Source organism: Bradyrhizobium canariense (assembly GCF_900105125.1).
In the GTDB taxonomy this organism is placed as follows: Bacteria; Pseudomonadota; Alphaproteobacteria; order Rhizobiales; family Xanthobacteraceae; genus Bradyrhizobium; species Bradyrhizobium canariense_A.
Genome location: NZ_LT629750.1, coordinates 7,325,007 through 7,343,265 on the forward strand (window position 1 = coordinate 7,325,007; position 18,259 = coordinate 7,343,265).

The window sequence follows — 18,259 nt, forward strand, 5'->3', positions numbered from 1 at the left end:
AAATGAAACACGAAATATTCATATGGCAACTTTAGCGCAAAAGCTCGACATTCCCGGTGATTTCTCGATGGCGGAGCGTCTGTATCGACCATCTCCGCGCCGGGGATGGGAGGGGCGGCTTCGTGACCTCGAGGCTCAAATTCGCGTCGACGTGGAGATGCTCCGCTATCCGGTAGATCCGCTCCCGTACAACCCGCGGGAGGGAATGCTCGAAGTCGCCGTGATTGGAGCGGGGCAGACGGGCAAGGCCGTCGCTTTCGGTCTCGAACGGTTCGGTCTGCACAGCGTGAAGGTGTTTGACCGCAATCCAGCCGGACTGCAGGGGCCGTGGCGAAACTACGCGCGCAACCATCTGTTGCGGACTCGAAAAAGCGAGACCGGAGGGTTGCACTGGGGCTTTCCCAATCTTCATTTTCAACGCTGGTGTGATCTGAAGTTTGGCGAGGACTACTTTCGGAGCATCAAGAAAATTCCGCGGCTGGTGTGGGCGGAGTATCTCGATTGGTTTGGCGACGTTCTGAAGCTTCCTATCGAATACAACGTCAACGTTTCCGACATTGTCTGGCGCCCCGATCTCGAATGTTTTGAACTCGAGACTTCGAAAGGGATAACGCGCGCGCAGTTTGTCGTGCTGTGCACGGGAATTGAGAGCGCGGGTTTGCAGCGTTTTCCGCAACTGGTCAGGGAAAATCTGCCGTCGCAAGCATACTCCCACACGATGGGGGATATTCCCATCGATCGATTGGCGGATCGCGATGTTGTGGTCATCGGTGGAGGCGCCAGCGCCTTTGACACCGCCAATGCCGCGCTGGAGGCCGGCGCTCGGTCCGTCGACCTTTTGATACGCAGGGAAAGCCTGCCGCCAGTTCATCGTGTCTGCCTCGCCAGCCGGTGGCACGGATATCATCGCCACTACATCGAACTCTCCGACGAGATGAAGTGGGCGTATTCATTAGCCGACCTCGATCTCGGGGTGCCGCCGCCGCGCGATACCTATTACGAAGCCATTCGGGACAACCGGTTCGATATCTACGGAAGCGCCGGTATCGAATCGATTCGATATGAGAATGGCAAAATTATCGGCCGCTATGGGGGAGCGGAGATGCGCCATGATTTCATGATCTGCGGCACCGGCAGCCGAAATTCATTGGCGGATCAGCGAGAGCTGCAATCGGTGTTGCCGTCGGTCCGGCTGTGGAAAGACGGCTATATTCCTAACGGCCATGCCACGCATCATGAGCTTGAGAACAGCCCGTATCTCGGTTCTGCACTGCAATTCACACCTCTTCACGATCGCGATCATTTCGTGAGCCGCATCTATTACCTTTGCTCGGGTGTCGCGCATTTAAGCGGATTCCGTTGCAATTTGTCGGGCCTGCAATATGCGGCCGAGCGCGTGTGTCACGATATCTCCCGGACGTTGTTCATCGAGAACGAGGAAGAGATCAAAGCAGCATTCGATCGGCATTCCGGCTGGGAATAAGTTTGAGGAAATAGAAGGATAAGACCATGAACGTAGCCACATCGATTGCAAAGAAAGCAAAATGGAGCGCCGAAGAGACCAAGCTCCGGGTTGAACTAGCCGCAGCCTATCGGCTGACGGCGAAACTCGGCATGGATGATCTGATTTACACCCATCTCTCTGCGCGTGTTCCTGGCCCGGAATTACATTTTCTCCTGAACCCATACGGAATGCTGTTCAGCGAAGTTACTGCTTCGTCGTTGATCAAGGTCGATCAAAACGGAGAGATGGTCGAGCCCGACGACCGCTGGGTGCACAATCCCACGGGTTTTGTACTTCACAGTGCAATTCATCGTTCAGGCGATGACAGAGTCTGTGTGTTTCACGGGCATCCAATTAACGCGATGGCAGTATCAAGTCTGGAATGTGGTCTGCTTCCGCTCACGGTGTGGGCGCAGCAATTCTACAAACGTGTTTCGTATCATCCCTATGAAGGTCCGCCGGTGCGTCTCGATGAACGTGATCGCGTGCTTGCAAACATGGGAAATACTCAAGCCATGCTGATGCAGAATCACGGCGTGTTGACGACGGGGCGTACGGTCGCCGAGGCATTTATCCTGATGTATTACCTCGAAAAGTCCTGCGAAGTGCAGCTCAAGGCGCAGTCGTCGGGCCAGAAGTTGATCATTCCGTCTGAAGAGATCTCGGAATATTCGGCTCGCCTTCGCTATTCGGAGGAGCAGCTGACCGCAAATCCAGGCGCGCTGGAATGGCAGGCGCTGGTACGAAAACTCGACAGCGAAGATCCGTCTTACCGCAACTAACTGTGAAGGCTTTTTGAAATGACACGACCGACGACATTGGCGATGAACGGGATGGTGACGTCGCCTCACTATCTCGCTTCGCAATCCGGACTGCGTATCCTTCGGCAGGGCGGCAATGCCGTCGAAGCGGCGATTGCCGCTGCCGCGACGGTCGCGGTCGTGTATCCGCAAGCCAACAGCATCGGAGGCGATAATTTCTGGCTGATCTCGCGAGATGGCCAACCTGCGCCGCTTGCGTTAAATGCTTCGGGACGTTCGGGAAGCAAGGCAACGCTTGCTCATTACCGCGAGCAAGGCGTTTCATCGATTCCCGCCAGGGGATATCTGGCCGCCAATACTGTGCCGGGCGCGGTGTCGGGGTGGGAGGCCGCCTATCAGCACAGCATCGAAAAACTTGACGGCAGGATTGCCTGGAGCGAGCTTCTTGAAGACGCGGTTGGTTACGCTCGCAACGGCGTTCCGGTTTCGTCACATCAGGATTTGCGCGGGCTGGTGGATTTCAACACCGCGGACAAGAGCTTTGGAAATCTGCAACGTTTTCCGGAAATGAAGCGGCATTTCTGCAAGCCTGACGGAAGTCCGCTGCGTGCAGGCGACGTCATGCGTCTGTCCGACCTCAGTGCGACCCTTGAAGCGATCAGCAGGGAAGGCGCCAAGGCCTTCTACAAAGGTGACATAGCAAAGACGATTACGGCGGAACTACTCGACAATGGCGGAGTGCTGACGCGAGAAGACTTCGCCGCTCATAGAGCCGATTGGGTCGATCCGATTTCCGTGCCTTACCGCGATTATACGGCTTTCAATCTGCCGCCGAATACGCAGGGAATGGCGGCCCTCGGCATTTTGAACATCCTCAACAACTTCGACCTTACGCGGATCGAAGACGGTTCGGCCGGCTTCTATCATCTGATGGCCGAGGCAGTTAAGGCCGCGTTCGCCGACCGCGATGAATGGCTGACTGATCCTACATTTGTCGATATCCCGCTCGACCGGCTGCTTTCGAAAGCCCATGGGAAGGCGCAGGCCGACAAGATCAAGCAATCGACCAGCGCCGAATCAAGCGCGTCGGTCATCAGGGGTGGAGACACCGTCTGGATCGGGGTCGTCGATAAGCAAGGTAATTCAGTTTCGCTGATTCAGAGCATCTGTGACGGATTTGGCTCTGGGATCATGCCGGCCGGAACCGGCGTGCACCTACAGAACCGCGGAAAATATTTCGTACTCGATGAGACTTCAGCCAATCGGCTTCAGCCGCGCAAGCGGTGCTTCCATACGCTGATTGCCGGAATGCTGTTCAAGGATGGCGCTCCGGAGCTGGTCTATGGGACGATGGGGGGAGAGGGACAGCCACAGACGCAGGCGGCGATCGTCGCACGGATCATCGATTACAAGATGTCGCCTCAACAAGCGATCGAGGCGCCACGCTGGCTTCAAGGGCGCATGCTCGATTTGTCGCAGCCGGGTACGCAGCTCAATCTCGAGGGACGCGTGCGCGATGACGTGGTCCTCGAACTTATGCGACTTGGCCACCGGATTAATTTGACGCCGGATTACTCCGACATCATGGGCCATGCCGGAGCGATCGTCATTGATCGAAAAACCGGTGTGATGAAGGGCGGTGCAGATCCGCGTGGCGATGGTGCTGCGGTTGGATTTTGACGGCATAACGGCCGCGTGGTCGGGGCAGATATGCCGACCGGACCACAGCGGCCTAGTGGCAAGCAAATTGCTTGATCGAGAATGGACAGGTGCTGCGTTCGACTATTGCGTGATCCTGTGATGGTAAGAAATGAAGGGACGGCCACATGAACGCTCCAGTGCGGATGGTCTCGGAAACCGCTAACCCGGACACTGCCTTGATCGATGACTGGCATGTCATCGGCTTCAGCAAAGATGTTCCAAGCGGAAAGGTTGTTCCGGCGACGTTACTCGGCGAAGATTTGATCATGTGGCGCGACGCCGCTGGACAAGTTCACGTCTGGAAGGATCTTTGCATTCATCGCGGGGCACGGCTTTCCAAGGGATGGATCGCCAACGACACGGTGGTGTGCCCATATCACGGCTGGCGTTACGATGGCTCGGCGAAATGCGTCCTTGTTCCGGCCGCGCCAGATCAGCCGCCGCCGCTGAAAGCACGTGCATTTCCTCATCGCATCGAGGAACGTTACGGGATGGTATGGGCCTCGCTCGGTGAACCAAAACACGGCGTTCCCGTATTTCCGGAGTGGACGGATTCGAGCTTCCGCAAGTTCAACACCGGCCCCTATTTATTCAAGGCAAACGGATTCCGTTCGGTCGAGAACTTTATCGACGCAACGCACTTTCCGTTCGTCCATGGCGGGTTGAACGGTGTCGAGGATGCGCCGGATAAGGTTGAAGATTACAAAGTCTTCGAGGACGACAATGGCATCAGCACCAGCGGAATTCGCGTGTACCAGCCCTATGGCGACCATCGTCAGGTTCCGGTAAACGCAACCTATATTTACCGGGTCTTTCGTCCGTTGGTTGCCTACTTTTCCAAGGCAGTTGAAATTGCCGACGCCGGGAAGCGTCATCTCGGCAGCCCGGAGGATCGGTTCTGCACGTTTCTGACCGCCCAACCGGTCGACGAGGTGAATTGCATCATTCGGCTCTGCGTCGCGATTAATTTCGGCTCGGACCTTACCGAGGAAGATATCCTGCGCCGGCAGGACAAGGTGTTCTCCCAGGACAAAGACATCGTCGAGACCCAGCGGCCCGAGCGCATTCCGGTCGATCTGCGCGCGGAGATTCATCACCGCACCGATAAATTTGGTCTGGCCTATCGCCGCTGGCTTGGCGCGCTTGGTCTCACTTACGGTATAGCTTAACCGGTTGCCGCCATGGCCATTGTCGTCACCGAAAAGTGCAAAGATTGCCGTTTTACCGAATGTGTGACGGTCTGTCCGGTCGCATGCTTTCACGGCGATGACCGAATGCTGTACATTGATCCTGAAGCCTGCATCTTGTGCCAGGCTTGCGTGCCGGTCTGTCCAGTTCAGGCTATCTATGACGAAGTGGACCTGCCTCCGGAATGGACGCATCTGGTCGCGTTAAATGCGGAGCGTGCCACCACTTTGCCAGTGGTTGAAGAGAAGCAAATGCCTCTGAAAGCGAGCGTTTGATGCGCATTTCTTCGCAGATCGACGTATCGACGTTATCTGCAGATTTGTCGCAGCGATCTACCGACGTCACGTTGTTCAAATATCAGGCCTTGGGCAACAGCTATCTGATCTATGATCCTCAGAGAAACCTGCATGCGATCGGTTCGATCGAACGTGCGACCGATTGGGTCAGGATGGTATGCAGCCACGACTATGGCATTGGGTCCAACGGCCTTCTTGTTGGACCTGACGCAACCGTGAACGGCGCATTCGAATTCAGGATATTCAATTCTGACGGCAGCCAAGCCCAACTCAGCGGCAATGGATCTCGCATCTTTGCCCGATACTTGCTGGATGCAGGTTACACCGATCCCACGCTGAAATTGCCGTTCTCGATCGCCGCGATCTCGCCGATGTCGCGGGTCGTGGTGGACGTGCCTCCACCGGAACCGGACGATCCGCGCATTCTTACCGACATCAACGTCGTCCCGTCGTTTGGCGCTAATGCGGTTGAGGCGCAACCTGGGGCGATACAAGGTAGCGGGCTGCATTTTACCGTAGCCGCACTGGCCGACATCGGGCGTCGGCATCGTATGGGTGACAAGTGGATTGATAGCAGCCTGATATCGATCGGTAACCCGCATTGCGTGACTTTTGTCGAGAGACCGGAGACTCTTCCCTCTGTCGATTTTCTCACTCAGCTACGCTCGGAATTTTCCATGATCGCCGACGCGCCGCCTCATTCCAGCGGTCCAGTCTTTCAGCATGGCTGTAATTTGCAATGGTGCTTCGTCGAGAACAGAGAAAGTATCCATCTTCGTATCGTCGAGCGCGGTGAAGGCCCGACATTGGCATCCGGCTCAAGCGCATCGGCTGCTGTGATTGCAGCGTATGCGCGTGGCCTGATCGACGAAGACGCAACGGTCGTCATGCCGGGCGGCATGCTTCAGGTCACGCTGCTCTTTCACGAGGACGAAATTCGGGGAATCCGTGTAGCCGGGACTGCAGAACGGCTCGCTGAAATCAGGGTTATGTCTCCCGACTACGCGGTTTGTGATCGCAAGCCCGCAAACTGACGGCAGGGCCTGCGGGCCCACAAAATGTCTTCATTTCATAAAAATAAGGCTCGTGTCACGAAACTATCTTGCTCGAATGATGGGCGAGTTGAGGCGATAAAATATGCACGATTGACACATCGGCAGAGACGAAAGCATCAATTTCATCGATTTTCATGTATCATCTTTCATTTCACTATATGGCACGTTCTTTGCTGTTAAATCGAGGGACCAGCCGTCGCGATTGTCTGGCTTGCACGGGATCGAGCGGATGGTCGAAGGCCGATAATGAGAGAGGGCATCTGAAAGTTTCCAAACACACGTCGCCGTCTCGCAGCCGTTCACGTTCGAGCGGCTTCGTATTATTTGAATTCGAGCAAGCTACCCCGCCTCGGGCTGCGTTTGCAGCGCGGCGATGCGCGTCTCAGCATGAATCAACAGGAATGTAGAATATGAATGCTCCTACCGGCAGGATGACCGATTTTATCCGGAAGCAGACCTATGAAACAGAAGTGCTTCAGTTGCGACGCCGTCTCGCGAAAGTTCACCGGATCCTGACAGCGGGTGGCATGTGGCCCCTGACCAAAGGGCACGCCAGCGCGCGTATCCCCGGCACCGATAAGGTGCTGATCCTCGGGCACATCCACGCAACTGGCCGATCTCTCGATCAGGTCGACGTCGATGATATCGTGGTCGTCAATCTCGAAGGTGAATGGCTCGAAGGCGAGATAGAGCCGGTCGATGAGCGATATCTCCATCTTGAAATCATGAAGGCCCGCCCTGACGTGATGTCAGTCGTGCACGCGCATTCGACATACGCAACGGCATTCGGCGTTGCCGACGTCAATATTCTTCCCGTTGGCAATCGCGGCGCGATCTTTGGCCCGTCGGTGCCCATTCTACAGTTTGATCGGCAGATCGACACGCCCGAGCGCGGCCGGATGGTCAGCGATCTCATGGGCAAGGGGTGCGCGGTCGTTTTGAAGAATCATGGCGTCGCCGTCGCATCAGATTCGATCGAGAATGCCTGCATCACCGCGTTCGCCCTGGAAGAGACCGCGCATCTGCACTGGATCGCCGCCCAACTCGGACCGGTTCAGCGTATCTCCACCGGCGAAGTCCAGAGTGTGCTCACGGGGGCGCGCAAAGCCGAATTCTTCGCGCATGCCTGGGGCCACTACGCAAAGCTCGACCCCTGGGATGGCATGAACCGTCCCGTTTGACCCCCCACCGGTCGGTAAAAAAACGACAAATAAGCCAGGCCAGTTTCCATGCCCTATGAAAGCCTCCGACCGTATCTGGATATCCTCGAGCAACGAGGCTTGATGAAATGGGTCGACAAGGAAGTCGACAAGGATTGGGAAATTTCTGCCGTCGGCCGGATGATGTTTCGGGGAATGGCCGAGGAGAAACGGTATGGCGTGGGTTTTCGAAACATCCGCGGCTATTCCGACACGCGCGTGGTATCGGGCGTGGTCGCGGCCTCGACGGAGATGATGTCGATCGCGCTGGAGTGCGAACCGACGCCCTCTGCTATTCACGAGCGAACCATCCGCGGCATTTCCAATCCGATTGAACCGATCGTCGTGTCGAGCGGACCGTGCAAGGAAGTCATTCATCGCGGTGACGACCTCGACCTAAGACGATTGCCCGTTCCGACTTGGACGCCTGAGAAGGATGCCGGGCCGTATTTCACGCCGCTGTGGGTCACCAAGGATCCAGACAATGGCGTCCGCAACATCGGTATTCGCCGCGCCCAGCTCAAAGGCCCTGATACGACCGGGATTTTGTACGGTGCACCCGATCGCGGCGGCGCGATCCATCATTCCAAATGGCAGCGCCTCGGAAAGCCGATGCCAGCTGCATTTTACCTCGGCGCCGACCCGGTGCACTATCTGGTCGCGCCGGGACGCTACGGCACCGACGAACTCGCGATCGCCGGTGGTATCCGCGGTGAAGCTGTCGAGATGGTGAAGTGCGAAACCGTCGACATCGAGGTGCCTGCCACAGCGGAGATCGTTGTCGAAGGTGAGATCCTGACCGACTATGCCGAGCCGGAGGGGCCGTTCGGCGAGTTCACTGGCTTCATGGCGGGCGGCCGCATGTGCCCGGTCTTCAAGGTCAGCTGCATCACCCATCGGAAGAACCCGATTCTGCTCGGCATTATCAGTCAATTTCCGCCGAGTGAGAGCAGCATGATCAAGCGAAACCTGCTGGAAGCGAACCTGCTCAAACATCTGGTGCAGAATCTTCGCATTCCGGGAATCGTCGATATTCATACACCCGAGTCGGGCGGCTGTACTGCCATGCTCTGGGTCAGCTTGAGGAAAACCTACACCGGTCATGCCGACCAGGTCGCAATGGCCGTGTTGGGTTATTTCGGCATGAGCTACTTCAAATGGATCGTGATTGCCGATGAGGACGACGACATCCGAGATCCCTTTATGCGCGAGTGGATTCTGTCCTGGCGCATCAATCCGACGCGCGACATGCGTGTGATCCCCAACACCGGCGCCATCGAACTCGATCCGTCAGGTTACCCGCCTAATGAAATTCCGGCCGAAAATCTTGGGTCGAAGATCATTATCGACGCAACCCGCCGTTGGACCTATCCACCGATCTCCTTGCCGCCCCGAAAGCGACTCGACGCCGTCGTGCACGACTGGGCTTCTTATGGGTTGCCGCCGCTCGAACAGGTGCGCTTGCCAAAATTCATCTGAGCTGGCGGGCAACAAACACGACCTGGCCCGGGCAAACCGAAATATGTGAGGAGTCAACTTGAAACAGATACAACGCCATCTCCTTTTATTGGCTCTCGGTTTTGTCGCATTGCTTTCATTTGGCCAACCGCAAGCAGCACAGGCCGCCGATAAGCTGAAACTCCTGATGGATTGGGCCTTCCAGGGTCAAGCCGGCGCTTTCGTCAATGCGGTCGATAACGGCTACTTTACCAAGCAAGGCCTCGATGTGTCGATCGATCGCGGTTACGGCTCCGCAGACGCCATCACCAAGCTTGCCAGTGGCGCCTATGACGTGGCGTTCGGCGACATCAACTCGATGATGGAGTTCAACACCAAAAATCCAGACAAGCCTCAGTTGATTGCGGTGATGATGGTGTTCGACCGGCCGCCGCTCTCAATCATGACATTCGATACGTCGATCAAGACACCTAGGGATCTCGAGGGAAAGAAGGTCGTCACCAGCCAGGGCGAGTCGAATCTTCGGCTGTTTCCGCTGTTCGCAAAGCTCAACGGCATCGATCGGTCGAAGGTGACGTTCGTCAACGTTCAACCGCAGTTGCGTGAGTCCCTCATGATGCGCGGCGAAGGGAACGCGGTCACCGGGTTTTACTACGCAAGCTATGAGAGCTTCAAAGCGCTTGGCGCCGACATGCCCAAGCTGACGACGCTGATGTATGCCGATTATGGGCTGAAGGTATACGGTAACGCCGTCATCGTTTCGAAATCATTGGTAGATTCGAAACCTGATGTCATCAGGCGGTTTAATCTCGCTTTGATCAGCTCGCTTCGCGATACGATGAAGCAGCCAGAGGTGGTGGCACCACTCCTCAAAAAGCGCGATCCGACAATCTTTGAATCCGCCGAAACTGAGCGCTTTGAGATCGTCAACCGCGACTTCATCATGACGCCGTATGTTAAAGAACACGGCTTCGGAGATATCGATCCCGCTCGCATGGAAGCGGGCATCGCTCAAGTCACGGAAGCGTTGGACCTGCCGCGAAAGCCAAAGATCGATGAAGTCTTCACCAGTCAGTTTCTGCCGCCGGCGGACCAACGCAAATTACCTTAGATAGCTCGGTTGGCCGAATGCTTTACGTTTCAAAACCTCCTTTCGACAACCCGGCGCCGAAACCGCTCATGCCGCTGACGCGGCCCACATTTGTCGAGATGGACGACGTGAGCGTGACCTACGGCGCGGTAGGTAGCGAACTGGCGCTGCAGGCGTTTTCCGTGCGGATCGCAACTGGCGAGTTTGCCGCGATCGTCGGCCCGTCCGGTTGCGGGAAATCAACATTCCTGAAGCTGGCTTCGGGGCTGCGCCCTCCTACAGCCGGTGGCGTGATTGTCGGCGACAAAGAGGTCGCCGGACCGCTGAAATTCGTCGGCATGGCCTTTCAGAACCCGGCGCTGTTGCCCTGGCGAAAGTGCCTCGAGAACGTGATGCTGCCCTTGGAGATCGTTGAGCCGTTTCGGAGCCGCAAGCGGCGTGACCGGGAGTTGCATCGTGCGCGCGCCCGAGATCTGCTGAAGGCGGTCGGTCTGCCGGACGCTGCTGATCGCTATCCGTGGCAACTGTCGGGCGGAATGCAGCAGCGGGTTGCGCTGTGTCGCGCGATTGTTCACGACCCGCGTCTGCTTTTGCTCGACGAGACGTTTTCCGCTCTCGATGCATTTACGCGCGAGGAGCTTTGGGGCGTAGTACAGGCGCTCTGGCTTGAACGACAGTTCACGGCCGTCCTCGTTACCCACGATTTGACCGAAGCCGTCTATCTCGCGGACACCGTCCATGTCGTGTCGAGCAGACCCGGACATATCATCCACAGCGAAGTGATAGATCTGCCCCGGCCGCGCGATCCCAGACAGCGTTTTGACCCCGGATTTGCGGACACGGTGCTGCGATTGCGCCAGAAGATTGCCGAGGCACGCCAATGAACGGCCGACCAGGACAATGGCTGGGACCAGGGCTGACCGTCCTGATGTTCGTAGTGCTCTGGGAGGTGCTATGCCGAGCGCTGAAGGTGCCGTCATTTATCCTTCCAACGCCATCGGAGTCGGTGACGGCTCTGTTTTCTCAGTGGAATACCATCTGGCCAAATGCGTACCATACGTTGTTGACGACGTGCGCGGGTTTTGCGATCTCGGTGGTCTTCGGTCTCACCCTCGGCATGCTGTTCGGTGTGTCCGATAGTGTGTATCGGTGCGTCAATCCTTTGCTGATTGCCTTCAATTCCATTCCGAAGGTGGCAATCGTCCCCGTGCTGGTTTTGTGGTTCGGCATTGGGACCGTGCCGGCGATCCTGACTGCATTCCTGCTTTCGTTTTTTCCGATCGTCGTGAATGTCGCCGCCGGAATCGCAACAACCGAACCGGAACTCGTTGATGTGTTGCGCTCGATTGGCGCAACAAGGTTCGACATCCTGATCAAGGTCGGTCTGCCGCGATCGCTGCCCTATTTCTTTGCGTCACTCAAAGTCGCCATCACACTGGCGTTCGTGGGGGCGATCATGTCGGAAACGGTCGCGAGTAACGAAGGGGTTGGATATTTGATGCTTGCCGCGAGCTCGTCATTTCAGATTCCGCTCGTCTTTGCATCGTTGCTGCTGGTGGCCGTTCTCGGTGTGGCCATGTACGCACTCGCGGCGCTGGTAGAGCAGCGCTGCACAGGCTGGGCCTCGCGGATGGGTACAGGCGCGCATTCAACCATAACCTGAGGGCCGTGATCAGTTTGAATTCCGGCTTTGGCGAACCAAAGCAAAAGGGATGCAAGAACATGGACGAGTTTCACCTTCCGCCCGATTTGTTTTTTGAAGTGCGGGATATAGCCGAGCTGAAATGGTGTCGGCGCTTGAAACGCTTGACCGATGTGTTTTCTTCGTTCCGGCTGCTCAAAGCAGAGCTGAATCTTCGCACGCAGCGAACATCGGTTCACAGCGATCGTTGTGAAACCAGGGAATAATTCAGAGAGAGCGAGAAAGGTTCGAGAACTGCGCCCACAAAGCGTCGCGCTTTAGCGCCTTCACTTCGAGCAACGGTACCAAGAGCGACTATTCGCGGATCATCGGGTATTCTGACCGACTTAGAAAATAGCAGTCTGTATTGAGCAGCCGGTCCATTTGAATATGTGTTTCTCGGCTTCGACGGTTAGTGGCCTCGCACGGTCGATTGGCGCGTGCGGTGTATAGTCGGAGGTGCCCATCACATCAGTGTTCTGAACGGGTGAAAACGAATGAGAGAACCCGCATCGACGCCCGCGCCGTGCGCCATCAGATCAATGAGTCCGTCCGCCAGGACGAGCGGCAACAGACTCGCCGATCCGCCTCGTCCCAGCTTGACGATCTGCCTTCGACCTTCGACGTCCAGTCCAACGACGCGGCCCGGCGCCAACTCCCTTCTTCCGATCCGATGAGGCATCCGCTCCGCGGCGACGGACCATTCGCCCTCAAGCGGTGCGATGGAAGATCCCGAAAATGCATCAATCAGCGGCCGGGCAAAGAGCACCGCAGTGACGATAGCCGCAACCGGATTTCCCGGGAGTCGGGTGAGAAAACTGTCGACGACGACAACGAAATCCAATTGCGTAAGCGCCTTAGCGACCAAATTTGAGTTAGGCGATTGGTTTACCGGATTTCCGCCATTCACGAACATCATGCGGACGGGAGGATCGGATGCTTCCAACAATCCCCGGCCCAAAAGCGGTTCAGGAATCGCACGGTGAAATTCCGCCTTGTCGGACGCTTCGATGGTTTTATCGAAAAGACGTTGGGTATCGTAACCGTGTGCCACGCCGCCGCCGGGAATGCCGATCTGACCGCACAGCGCCGCGAGGGCATCGACGCAGCGGAATATCTCCGCGCTGCTTTTGTACTTGTGCAATCCCCATCCGAGCTGAATAGACGCCGGCTTCGTTGTTGCGTGTTCGCGCGCCAACTCCCGCAGTTCGTCGATCGACAATCCGCAACGATCGCTGAGCGATTCGAGCGAATGGGAATCTAGGAGAGCACGGAAGCTAGCGAACCGATAGGTATGATGTTCGATGAAATCTTTGTCCTCCAGGCCCTCCTCCAGGACGATTTTCGCTAAAGCAAGCGCAAATGAAGCATCCGTTGCGACGCGTGGCTGGACGTGCCGATCGCAGATCGTCGCTGATTCGCTTTGAACGGGATCGATAAGGATCACCCTGCCGCCTTGCTCGCTAACCTTTTTCAGCACCGGCACGAGATGCAGGTTCGTGGCCAGAGGGTTGCGAAGCACTCGGCTTGGTTCCGGTGAGCTTTCCTCAACGAAAGCGGCTTTGTGACGTTCACTCTTTTCTTCGCCGCAGTGATCCAGCGACGATGATGATAGCCAAAGTTGCTGTACAGCAAGCCTTTTCGGACCTCGGCAGGTTCTCTGGTTACTACCGCGCTCTGTTTGACGAGTATCTGTCGGAGACTTTCGACGTTCACCGCGGTTACGCTCGACCCGCTTTCATCGATTGCGCGCGAGTTTGCGCCATCCCCAATGACGGACCTTGCAGTCGGGATCGAACACCCGCTCGACGTGGCGGCCGCGGCGAGCGGTGAAATCCCGCGTGGTGGGGTCCGATGGCCGTCCGCAGTAAGCTGCTGGCCGCCGGGCTCAGCTACTTAATCTTAGCCAAGCACTCCTTCAGGCGCTCAAGCTCCGAACGGACTTGCGCTTCCATGGTGTTTTGCAATGCGAGCGTGCCCCTGCTGGACAATTCTGCGGAGGCCTTTCTGTCCAGATTCTGCTTCCAATCTCGGATTGCCTGCTTAGTGGCGCTTTGGGCCTCCGATGTAGCCTTAAGGTACTCCTTTATACAGGCGTCGGCCGTTGAGCACGTCTGACACTCTTGAGCGGCGGCAGCACTTGAAACAAGCAAGATAAGTGTCGCGGCAAGGACCCTCATTGCTTTTCTCCCGGTATTGCCCCCGGGCGGATGTTCCACTTGGTGGGGCTTGTTTGCAACGGCGGCCGCCGATTCGCGCGAATGAATCCGCCACCCGGCTCATCGCGTGTCGATACAATGCCACATGGCGTATTTCTTGGCAGTCCAGTCGCGCTCCCGGCGGTACTCTTCGAAATCGGCCTCGGTGCATTGTGGAAGGTATTCGCGCCAGGCCTGTTCGAACTCTGCCCGGGCTACTTCGAACGTCGCCGCGGTGCCGTCGCTTCGGTGGCCGGCATGCGATCGGGGATAAAAGCCGCAGTCCCAACTCCACTGATCGACGTCAACCGGGACGCCCGCGCGCCGTGCAATCGTGCCGAGGCGGACGTCGTCATAACAGACGAACCAGCAATCGGGTCGATCAGGTTCGCGGCGGCGAGTAAGGACGGTCATTCTGGGATCAAAGCGCAGGCCGAACCGGCGCGCAAATGCCCCCATGGGTTGGGCTCGGAACGTGCTCGGCCCGCTGTCGATTGTGTGGCTAGGCAGCAGATCGAGCTGCTGCTCGTAGGAAGCAAGGGCAGCGTCCGGCGCTAGCGGACCGCCACAAGCACTTCAGCTTCACCATCGCGTGATGTGGCCAGTTAACCGAAGGGCGTTGGGGTTTATTATTCAAACGACGGAGGACGAAAAATGAAGACAGTGATCATCGCACTTTCTGCCGCCGTTCTTATCGCCGCCGCTCCGGCCGTGCTTGCCAAGAATGTATCAGGCAAACCGGACCAGCAGCATCACACCTCCAAGAAGCACCCTCGGGTCGTCTCCGGCTACGCTCCGAGGCATGCAATGCACGCGAAGGGCTTGATGGGCTATCCGGGAGCGTTCGGCTATGCGCCCAGTGGATCCAAAGATTATACATACGAAAATTCCAGAAGTGGCGGCGGTGGCGGCGGTGGCGGCGGCATGTGAGCCGCGATAATCCCGCTCCACCGCATTTGCAATTTAAGGGCCCATCCGACGATTGCGTGGCCGGCCTCGTGATAGGCCGTGCTTCGAAGCTGTTCGTTGTCCATTTAATAAACTCCCTGGGCAAATCCCCGGCCGTGCATCTTCCTGGGCGCGCGCCAAAGCGGCCCGAAAAGGGATGGATTTCAAGAACGGCCTAACTCGAGCTCAGTCTTGGATTCACACGTGGGTGATCCCGGCGGCATCGGCTTCTCGGACAACGATCTCGCGGATTTCCTCGACTGAGATCGAGTAGCTTTGGCTAAGGCGCGTCGCATACGCCAATGAATCGATCATGCCAGCCTTTGGGGTATTGCTAAGCCGTTCCCTGATCTCCCGGATCAACTGTTCCTGCTCGGTCATTTCTTCACCTTGAGCCCGAGCTCGACTAGGCGGCGACGGTGACGCAGTCGGTCCCGCATGGATAAGCGATGGCGCCGGTGTCTCATCGCAAGGACTCTTTCGCGCAATCTCTCACTTTTCGCTTTCAGCCCCAGCGCGACCGGGTGGGCACACGCCCTTGGGGTGGTGTCTCAGGTTGAATTTTTTGGGAGGCTGCTTTGCCGGAAGTGCTCCACGGCACCATCAATTTGAACCCAATCATGTTTCGACTGTTCGAAAACCGATATGACGGGGGCTGGGTATTTTGGTTCTGCCATCGCGCCGACTGCAACGGCGATCAGCGCGGGCAGATTGCTGAGTTTCCAGCAGACCGTTGAGCCGCACTGTGGACAAAAATAGTTATGGATTTTCCCGCCGCTTGCGGCGGCATGCGTGAACTCTTTTGATGTTCCTGAGATGGTGACAACATTAGCGGGGTAATAAGCGCCTACACCGAACGGCGCGCCGGTTCGGCGTTGGCAGTCGATGCAGTGACAAGCAACGACTAGCTTGGATGGTTCTTTTGGAAGCGAGAGCGTGACTGCACCGCAGCTGCATCGAGCGTCAGCCATCGAAAAATTCTCCAATTGCTTCTGAGCAAGCAAAGCTTACCGCGAAGTATTCGACTTACCAAAATTTCAAAATGAGGCACTACGGCCCTTTGAGATTAACTTGCCTCATTTGCACAGCTGAGCATCGTCTCAATTGCATGTTCCCAATCGTCGTCGGTTGCGGAACCCTCTGTTTCCAGCTTGCCCACCAGTGTTTTCAACGCCGCCGACGCATCAGCGAGGCGGTCGCCTTCGGGCAGGGACGTGCTTATCGACTCCAAGAATTCGTGAAGCTTGATAGCTGCCTCCGCGGGAGGAAGGCCGCGCGCGCCGTGTAACGTATCAAGGGCGGCTGTCGCCAGTTGGCTACGGGGGCTGTTCATTGGTCCCGACCTTTCCTCGCCTAACACCCTCGAAATTCGTGGGCGCCGCGGGCAGCAAACATAGGCCACGAGCCCCGTCGGCTTCGTGCTTGTGGGGTGCACCGGCCGGGCCGCGCGGCATTAGGGGCGCGTGCGCGGCCCTTTGGATGAGTTGGCGACGATGGCCGGGCCCGTCAAGGCGCAACGGCGGGAGGCCCGAAAACGCGGCCTCGCTTGTGAGTTGCGGGCGTTCGCGAGGCCGCGCTAGACTACGGTTCCGTCACCGTTTGAGGATGAAATTCATAACGATCGTAGGTGGCTGGTTGTTGTGTGGCCGTCCTCCACCGGCGTTCGCGTTCACGTTGTTGATGGTGATGCCGGTTGTGGCGCTATCGATCTCAAGAGCAAAGTTGCCGCCATTGACCGTACCGCGATACAAGAAGCCTCCAATTGTCGAACTCTGTCTCTGAATCTGGCTGTTGGTGTGCGCGTGCGAGGCGGTTTCCGCCACGGTGTTGATATCCGTCAGCTCGCCGCCGGTCGCGCCCATCGTCTGCGCGTTGAGGATCGGCGAGAAGCGCGTGGCTTTCCGAGCAATCTCAGCGGCCTTCATCCCAGACTTCAACATGTCCTGCAGTCGACGATCTTCATCGGGCGTCCACGGCTTTCCTGTGTCGTCAGAACTGGCCGCAGGCGGCACAACGTGCTGCCCCGCGAACGGCCTGGTGCCAAACGACGGCCGCGGCAACCGCCGGAGCCGCCGCCTCTGAGATGCCTCCAGCGGAGAGACGAAGCCACCGACGCGATGCTGATCGGCGAGCCGTTTCAATCCCTGGCCGATGCCTGTCGCCGGCAGGCCGCGGAGGAAGCCACCTCCAAGGTCGTGAGCTTCGCCGACTTGCGCGCAAAGCTTCGGCCCGCAACAGCGTCGCCGGAGCGTTGATTTAAATGGGCTCCAACCTTGGCCGGCTGATCACCGATTATCGAACGTTGGTGGAAACGTACCGGGCGCGCGCGGACGAGCTCGGCGTCTCTCGATTGGAGATAGATCGGCTCGGGGGATTGCCGGTGGGGTACGCTGGAAAATTGCTAGGCAAGGACGGTGGTGAGCCTGACCGCAAAAACAAGAAGATGTGGCCATACGCCTTGGAATCGATGCTCGGCGTGCTCGGCCTGAACATTCTGCTGATCGAGGATGACGTCGCGGCCGCCCGCACGCTTGCACTCCGCACGCCGGTTGACCGCGCCAATCAGCGTTTCGGCAACGTCTCACGGCTCACGCCAAGGCTGGTGGCGCCACCTCCTCAGCCCGTTGATCAGCCCTCGCTAACGATCGTCAGCGGCGGACAAAAACAGGGCCGCAAACATAGCTGAAGGCCGGGGATGGTCGCCGATCTCAGCGCCGCCCGTGCGCGGTTGCGACCGCACGATGCGAGTGCGTGCCCATGACCGCTTACGCAGCGAACTCACGCCGGACTGCCACTGACAGCAATTGCTCTGCTTCCAGCGTCAGTCGAGATCCCCTGATGAGGCCTATCCTCCTCAAAGTTAGGAGAGCAACGGGGTCGCAGAAGTCCGACGAAATTCCAAGCGCCAGCGTTGCAATGGCGCGCTGCTCGTTCGTGTCCAGATCTCTCCAGGAAATGCCGTCCATTGCACACCTCGGTTCGTCACGGATCACCCCCAGACCATGAGAATCCCCGAAGGTTAAAGATTAATTAAAATTACCCGCGTGTTGGTTGCGTCTGCGTTTTCAAACCGAACAGGAAAGATGCTATGCGTAAACTTCTCACGCTCTTGATTGCGCTGGGTGCGGTGGTTCTTCGCTGCATGACCGACGCCCTTCCCCGTCGCGTCGTTACATCGGC

General features: G+C 57.5%; 21 protein-coding genes. 14 read left to right on the plus strand and 7 right to left on the minus strand.

Features of this window, described 5'->3' with window-relative positions:
- Positions 1-22: 22 nt before the first annotated feature.
- The 12 genes from BLV09_RS34515 to BLV09_RS34570 all read left to right on the plus strand — a co-directional run bounded on the left by BLV09_RS34515 (position 23) and on the right by BLV09_RS34570 (position 12,160).
- Positions 23-1,483: an NAD(P)-binding domain-containing protein gene (locus BLV09_RS34515; RefSeq protein ID WP_100386598.1), complete on the plus strand. Its 1,461-nt coding sequence runs from the start codon at positions 23-25 to the stop codon at positions 1,481-1,483.
- Positions 1,484-1,509: 26 nt separating this feature from the next.
- The gene (locus tag BLV09_RS34520; RefSeq protein WP_100386599.1) at positions 1,510-2,286 is read left to right on the plus strand and encodes a class II aldolase/adducin family protein; all 777 of its coding nucleotides are present in this window, start codon (positions 1,510-1,512) and stop codon (positions 2,284-2,286) included.
- Between the two features lie 18 nt (positions 2,287-2,304).
- Complete coding sequence (gene ggt, locus BLV09_RS34525) at positions 2,305-3,945, plus strand: gamma-glutamyltransferase (protein WP_244548895.1); 1,641 nt, start codon at positions 2,305-2,307, stop codon at positions 3,943-3,945.
- 146 nt (positions 3,946-4,091) lie between these two features.
- Complete coding sequence (locus BLV09_RS34530; protein WP_146690603.1) at positions 4,092-5,135, plus strand: aromatic ring-hydroxylating oxygenase subunit alpha; 1,044 nt, start codon at positions 4,092-4,094, stop codon at positions 5,133-5,135.
- Between the two features lie 12 nt (positions 5,136-5,147).
- Complete coding sequence (locus BLV09_RS34535) at positions 5,148-5,429, plus strand: 4Fe-4S dicluster domain-containing protein (RefSeq protein WP_100386601.1); 282 nt, start codon at positions 5,148-5,150, stop codon at positions 5,427-5,429.
- On the plus strand, positions 5,429-6,484 hold the full coding sequence (locus BLV09_RS34540) for a hypothetical protein (RefSeq protein WP_146690604.1): 1,056 nt from the start codon (positions 5,429-5,431) through the stop codon (positions 6,482-6,484). Before BLV09_RS34535 ends, BLV09_RS34540 begins: the two co-directional genes overlap by 1 nt.
- A gap of 431 nt (positions 6,485-6,915) precedes the next feature.
- A complete protein-coding gene (locus BLV09_RS34545; protein WP_100386603.1) occupies positions 6,916-7,686 on the plus strand; it encodes a class II aldolase/adducin family protein in 771 nt (256 codons plus the stop codon).
- Between the two features lie 48 nt (positions 7,687-7,734).
- Positions 7,735-9,183, plus strand: coding sequence for a UbiD family decarboxylase (locus BLV09_RS34550; RefSeq protein WP_146690605.1), 1,449 nt, complete (start codon positions 7,735-7,737; stop codon positions 9,181-9,183).
- A gap of 166 nt (positions 9,184-9,349) precedes the next feature.
- On the plus strand, positions 9,350-10,273 hold the full coding sequence (locus BLV09_RS34555) for an ABC transporter substrate-binding protein (RefSeq protein WP_244549231.1): 924 nt from the start codon (positions 9,350-9,352) through the stop codon (positions 10,271-10,273).
- 68 nt (positions 10,274-10,341) lie between these two features.
- On the plus strand, positions 10,342-11,136 hold the full coding sequence (locus tag BLV09_RS34560; RefSeq protein ID WP_197685008.1) for an ABC transporter ATP-binding protein: 795 nt from the start codon (positions 10,342-10,344) through the stop codon (positions 11,134-11,136).
- Complete coding sequence (locus tag BLV09_RS34565; RefSeq protein WP_100386607.1) at positions 11,133-11,915, plus strand: ABC transporter permease; 783 nt, start codon at positions 11,133-11,135, stop codon at positions 11,913-11,915. Before BLV09_RS34560 ends, BLV09_RS34565 begins: the two co-directional genes overlap by 4 nt.
- 59 nt (positions 11,916-11,974) lie before the next feature.
- On the plus strand, positions 11,975-12,160 hold the full coding sequence (locus BLV09_RS34570; RefSeq protein ID WP_146690606.1) for a hypothetical protein: 186 nt from the start codon (positions 11,975-11,977) through the stop codon (positions 12,158-12,160).
- 239 nt (positions 12,161-12,399) lie between these two features.
- Here the strand turns inward: BLV09_RS34570 and BLV09_RS34575 are convergent, their stop codons facing one another.
- Both BLV09_RS34575 and BLV09_RS34590 read right to left on the minus strand, forming a co-directional pair.
- Positions 12,400-13,455: a molybdopterin-dependent oxidoreductase gene (locus tag BLV09_RS34575; protein WP_146690607.1), complete on the minus strand. Its 1,056-nt coding sequence runs from the start codon at positions 13,453-13,455 to the stop codon at positions 12,400-12,402.
- Between the two features lie 757 nt (positions 13,456-14,212).
- Positions 14,213-14,545, minus strand: a complete 333-nt coding sequence (locus tag BLV09_RS34590) for a hypothetical protein (protein WP_146687897.1) — start codon at positions 14,543-14,545, stop codon at positions 14,213-14,215.
- A 240-nt stretch (positions 14,546-14,785) separates the two neighbouring features.
- Here BLV09_RS34590 and BLV09_RS37610 point away from each other — a divergent pair, with 240 nt between their 5' ends.
- Positions 14,786-15,061: a hypothetical protein gene (locus BLV09_RS37610; RefSeq protein WP_167558733.1), complete on the plus strand. Its 276-nt coding sequence runs from the start codon at positions 14,786-14,788 to the stop codon at positions 15,059-15,061.
- 216 nt (positions 15,062-15,277) lie between these two features.
- On the opposite strand, the gene BLV09_RS34600 is transcribed toward BLV09_RS37610, so the two are convergent.
- From BLV09_RS34600 to BLV09_RS34615, 4 genes are all read right to left on the minus strand, one after another.
- Positions 15,278-15,460 carry a hypothetical protein gene (locus BLV09_RS34600; RefSeq protein ID WP_100386614.1) on the minus strand — a complete coding sequence of 61 codons (183 nt, stop codon included), beginning with the start codon at positions 15,458-15,460 and terminating at the stop codon, positions 15,278-15,280.
- 170 nt (positions 15,461-15,630) lie between these two features.
- Positions 15,631-16,050 (minus strand): GFA family protein, encoded by a 420-nt coding sequence (locus tag BLV09_RS34605; RefSeq protein ID WP_100387576.1) that lies wholly within the window; start codon positions 16,048-16,050, stop codon positions 15,631-15,633.
- A 95-nt stretch (positions 16,051-16,145) separates the two neighbouring features.
- A complete protein-coding gene (locus BLV09_RS34610; RefSeq protein ID WP_100386615.1) occupies positions 16,146-16,412 on the minus strand; it encodes a hypothetical protein in 267 nt (88 codons plus the stop codon).
- A 259-nt stretch (positions 16,413-16,671) separates the two neighbouring features.
- Positions 16,672-17,220, minus strand: coding sequence for a hypothetical protein (locus BLV09_RS34615; RefSeq protein WP_146687895.1), 549 nt, complete (start codon positions 17,218-17,220; stop codon positions 16,672-16,674).
- Positions 17,221-17,339: 119 nt separating this feature from the next.
- Here BLV09_RS34615 and BLV09_RS34620 point away from each other — a divergent pair, with 119 nt between their 5' ends.
- On the plus strand, positions 17,340-17,765 hold the full coding sequence (locus tag BLV09_RS34620; protein WP_146687894.1) for a hypothetical protein: 426 nt from the start codon (positions 17,340-17,342) through the stop codon (positions 17,763-17,765).
- A 79-nt stretch (positions 17,766-17,844) separates the two neighbouring features.
- On the opposite strand, the gene BLV09_RS37615 is transcribed toward BLV09_RS34620, so the two are convergent.
- Positions 17,845-18,045: a hypothetical protein gene (locus BLV09_RS37615; RefSeq protein ID WP_100386618.1), complete on the minus strand. Its 201-nt coding sequence runs from the start codon at positions 18,043-18,045 to the stop codon at positions 17,845-17,847.
- Positions 18,046-18,259: the final 214 nt, after the last annotated feature.

Bases quoted from the DNA above. Each gene is read 5' to 3' on its own strand.
- BLV09_RS34515 (WP_100386598.1), top strand. From the start codon at position 23: ATGGCAACTTTAGCGCAAAAGCTCGACATTCCCGGTGATTTCTCGATG.
- BLV09_RS34520 (WP_100386599.1), top strand. From the start codon at position 1,510: ATGAACGTAGCCACATCGATTGCAAAGAAAGCAAAATGGAGCGCCGAA.
- ggt (WP_244548895.1), top strand. From the start codon at position 2,305: ATGACACGACCGACGACATTGGCGATGAACGGGATGGTGACGTCGCCT.
- BLV09_RS34530 (WP_146690603.1), top strand. From the start codon at position 4,092: ATGAACGCTCCAGTGCGGATGGTCTCGGAAACCGCTAACCCGGACACT.
- BLV09_RS34535 (WP_100386601.1), top strand. From the start codon at position 5,148: ATGGCCATTGTCGTCACCGAAAAGTGCAAAGATTGCCGTTTTACCGAA.
- BLV09_RS34540 (WP_146690604.1), top strand. From the start codon at position 5,429: ATGCGCATTTCTTCGCAGATCGACGTATCGACGTTATCTGCAGATTTG.
- BLV09_RS34545 (WP_100386603.1), top strand. From the start codon at position 6,916: ATGAATGCTCCTACCGGCAGGATGACCGATTTTATCCGGAAGCAGACC.
- BLV09_RS34550 (WP_146690605.1), top strand. From the start codon at position 7,735: ATGCCCTATGAAAGCCTCCGACCGTATCTGGATATCCTCGAGCAACGA.
- BLV09_RS34555 (WP_244549231.1), top strand. From the start codon at position 9,350: ATGGATTGGGCCTTCCAGGGTCAAGCCGGCGCTTTCGTCAATGCGGTC.
- BLV09_RS34560 (WP_197685008.1), top strand. From the start codon at position 10,342: ATGCCGCTGACGCGGCCCACATTTGTCGAGATGGACGACGTGAGCGTG.
- BLV09_RS34565 (WP_100386607.1), top strand. From the start codon at position 11,133: ATGAACGGCCGACCAGGACAATGGCTGGGACCAGGGCTGACCGTCCTG.
- BLV09_RS34570 (WP_146690606.1), top strand. From the start codon at position 11,975: ATGGACGAGTTTCACCTTCCGCCCGATTTGTTTTTTGAAGTGCGGGAT.
- BLV09_RS34590 (WP_146687897.1), bottom strand. From the start codon at position 14,545: ATGACCGTCCTTACTCGCCGCCGCGAACCTGATCGACCCGATTGCTGG.
- BLV09_RS37610 (WP_167558733.1), top strand. From the start codon at position 14,786: ATGAAGACAGTGATCATCGCACTTTCTGCCGCCGTTCTTATCGCCGCC.
- BLV09_RS34600 (WP_100386614.1), bottom strand. From the start codon at position 15,460: ATGACCGAGCAGGAACAGTTGATCCGGGAGATCAGGGAACGGCTTAGC.
- BLV09_RS34605 (WP_100387576.1), bottom strand. From the start codon at position 16,050: ATGGCTGACGCTCGATGCAGCTGCGGTGCAGTCACGCTCTCGCTTCCA.
- BLV09_RS34610 (WP_100386615.1), bottom strand. From the start codon at position 16,412: ATGAACAGCCCCCGTAGCCAACTGGCGACAGCCGCCCTTGATACGTTA.
- BLV09_RS34620 (WP_146687894.1), top strand. From the start codon at position 17,340: ATGGGCTCCAACCTTGGCCGGCTGATCACCGATTATCGAACGTTGGTG.
- BLV09_RS37615 (WP_100386618.1), bottom strand. From the start codon at position 18,045: ATGGACGGCATTTCCTGGAGAGATCTGGACACGAACGAGCAGCGCGCC.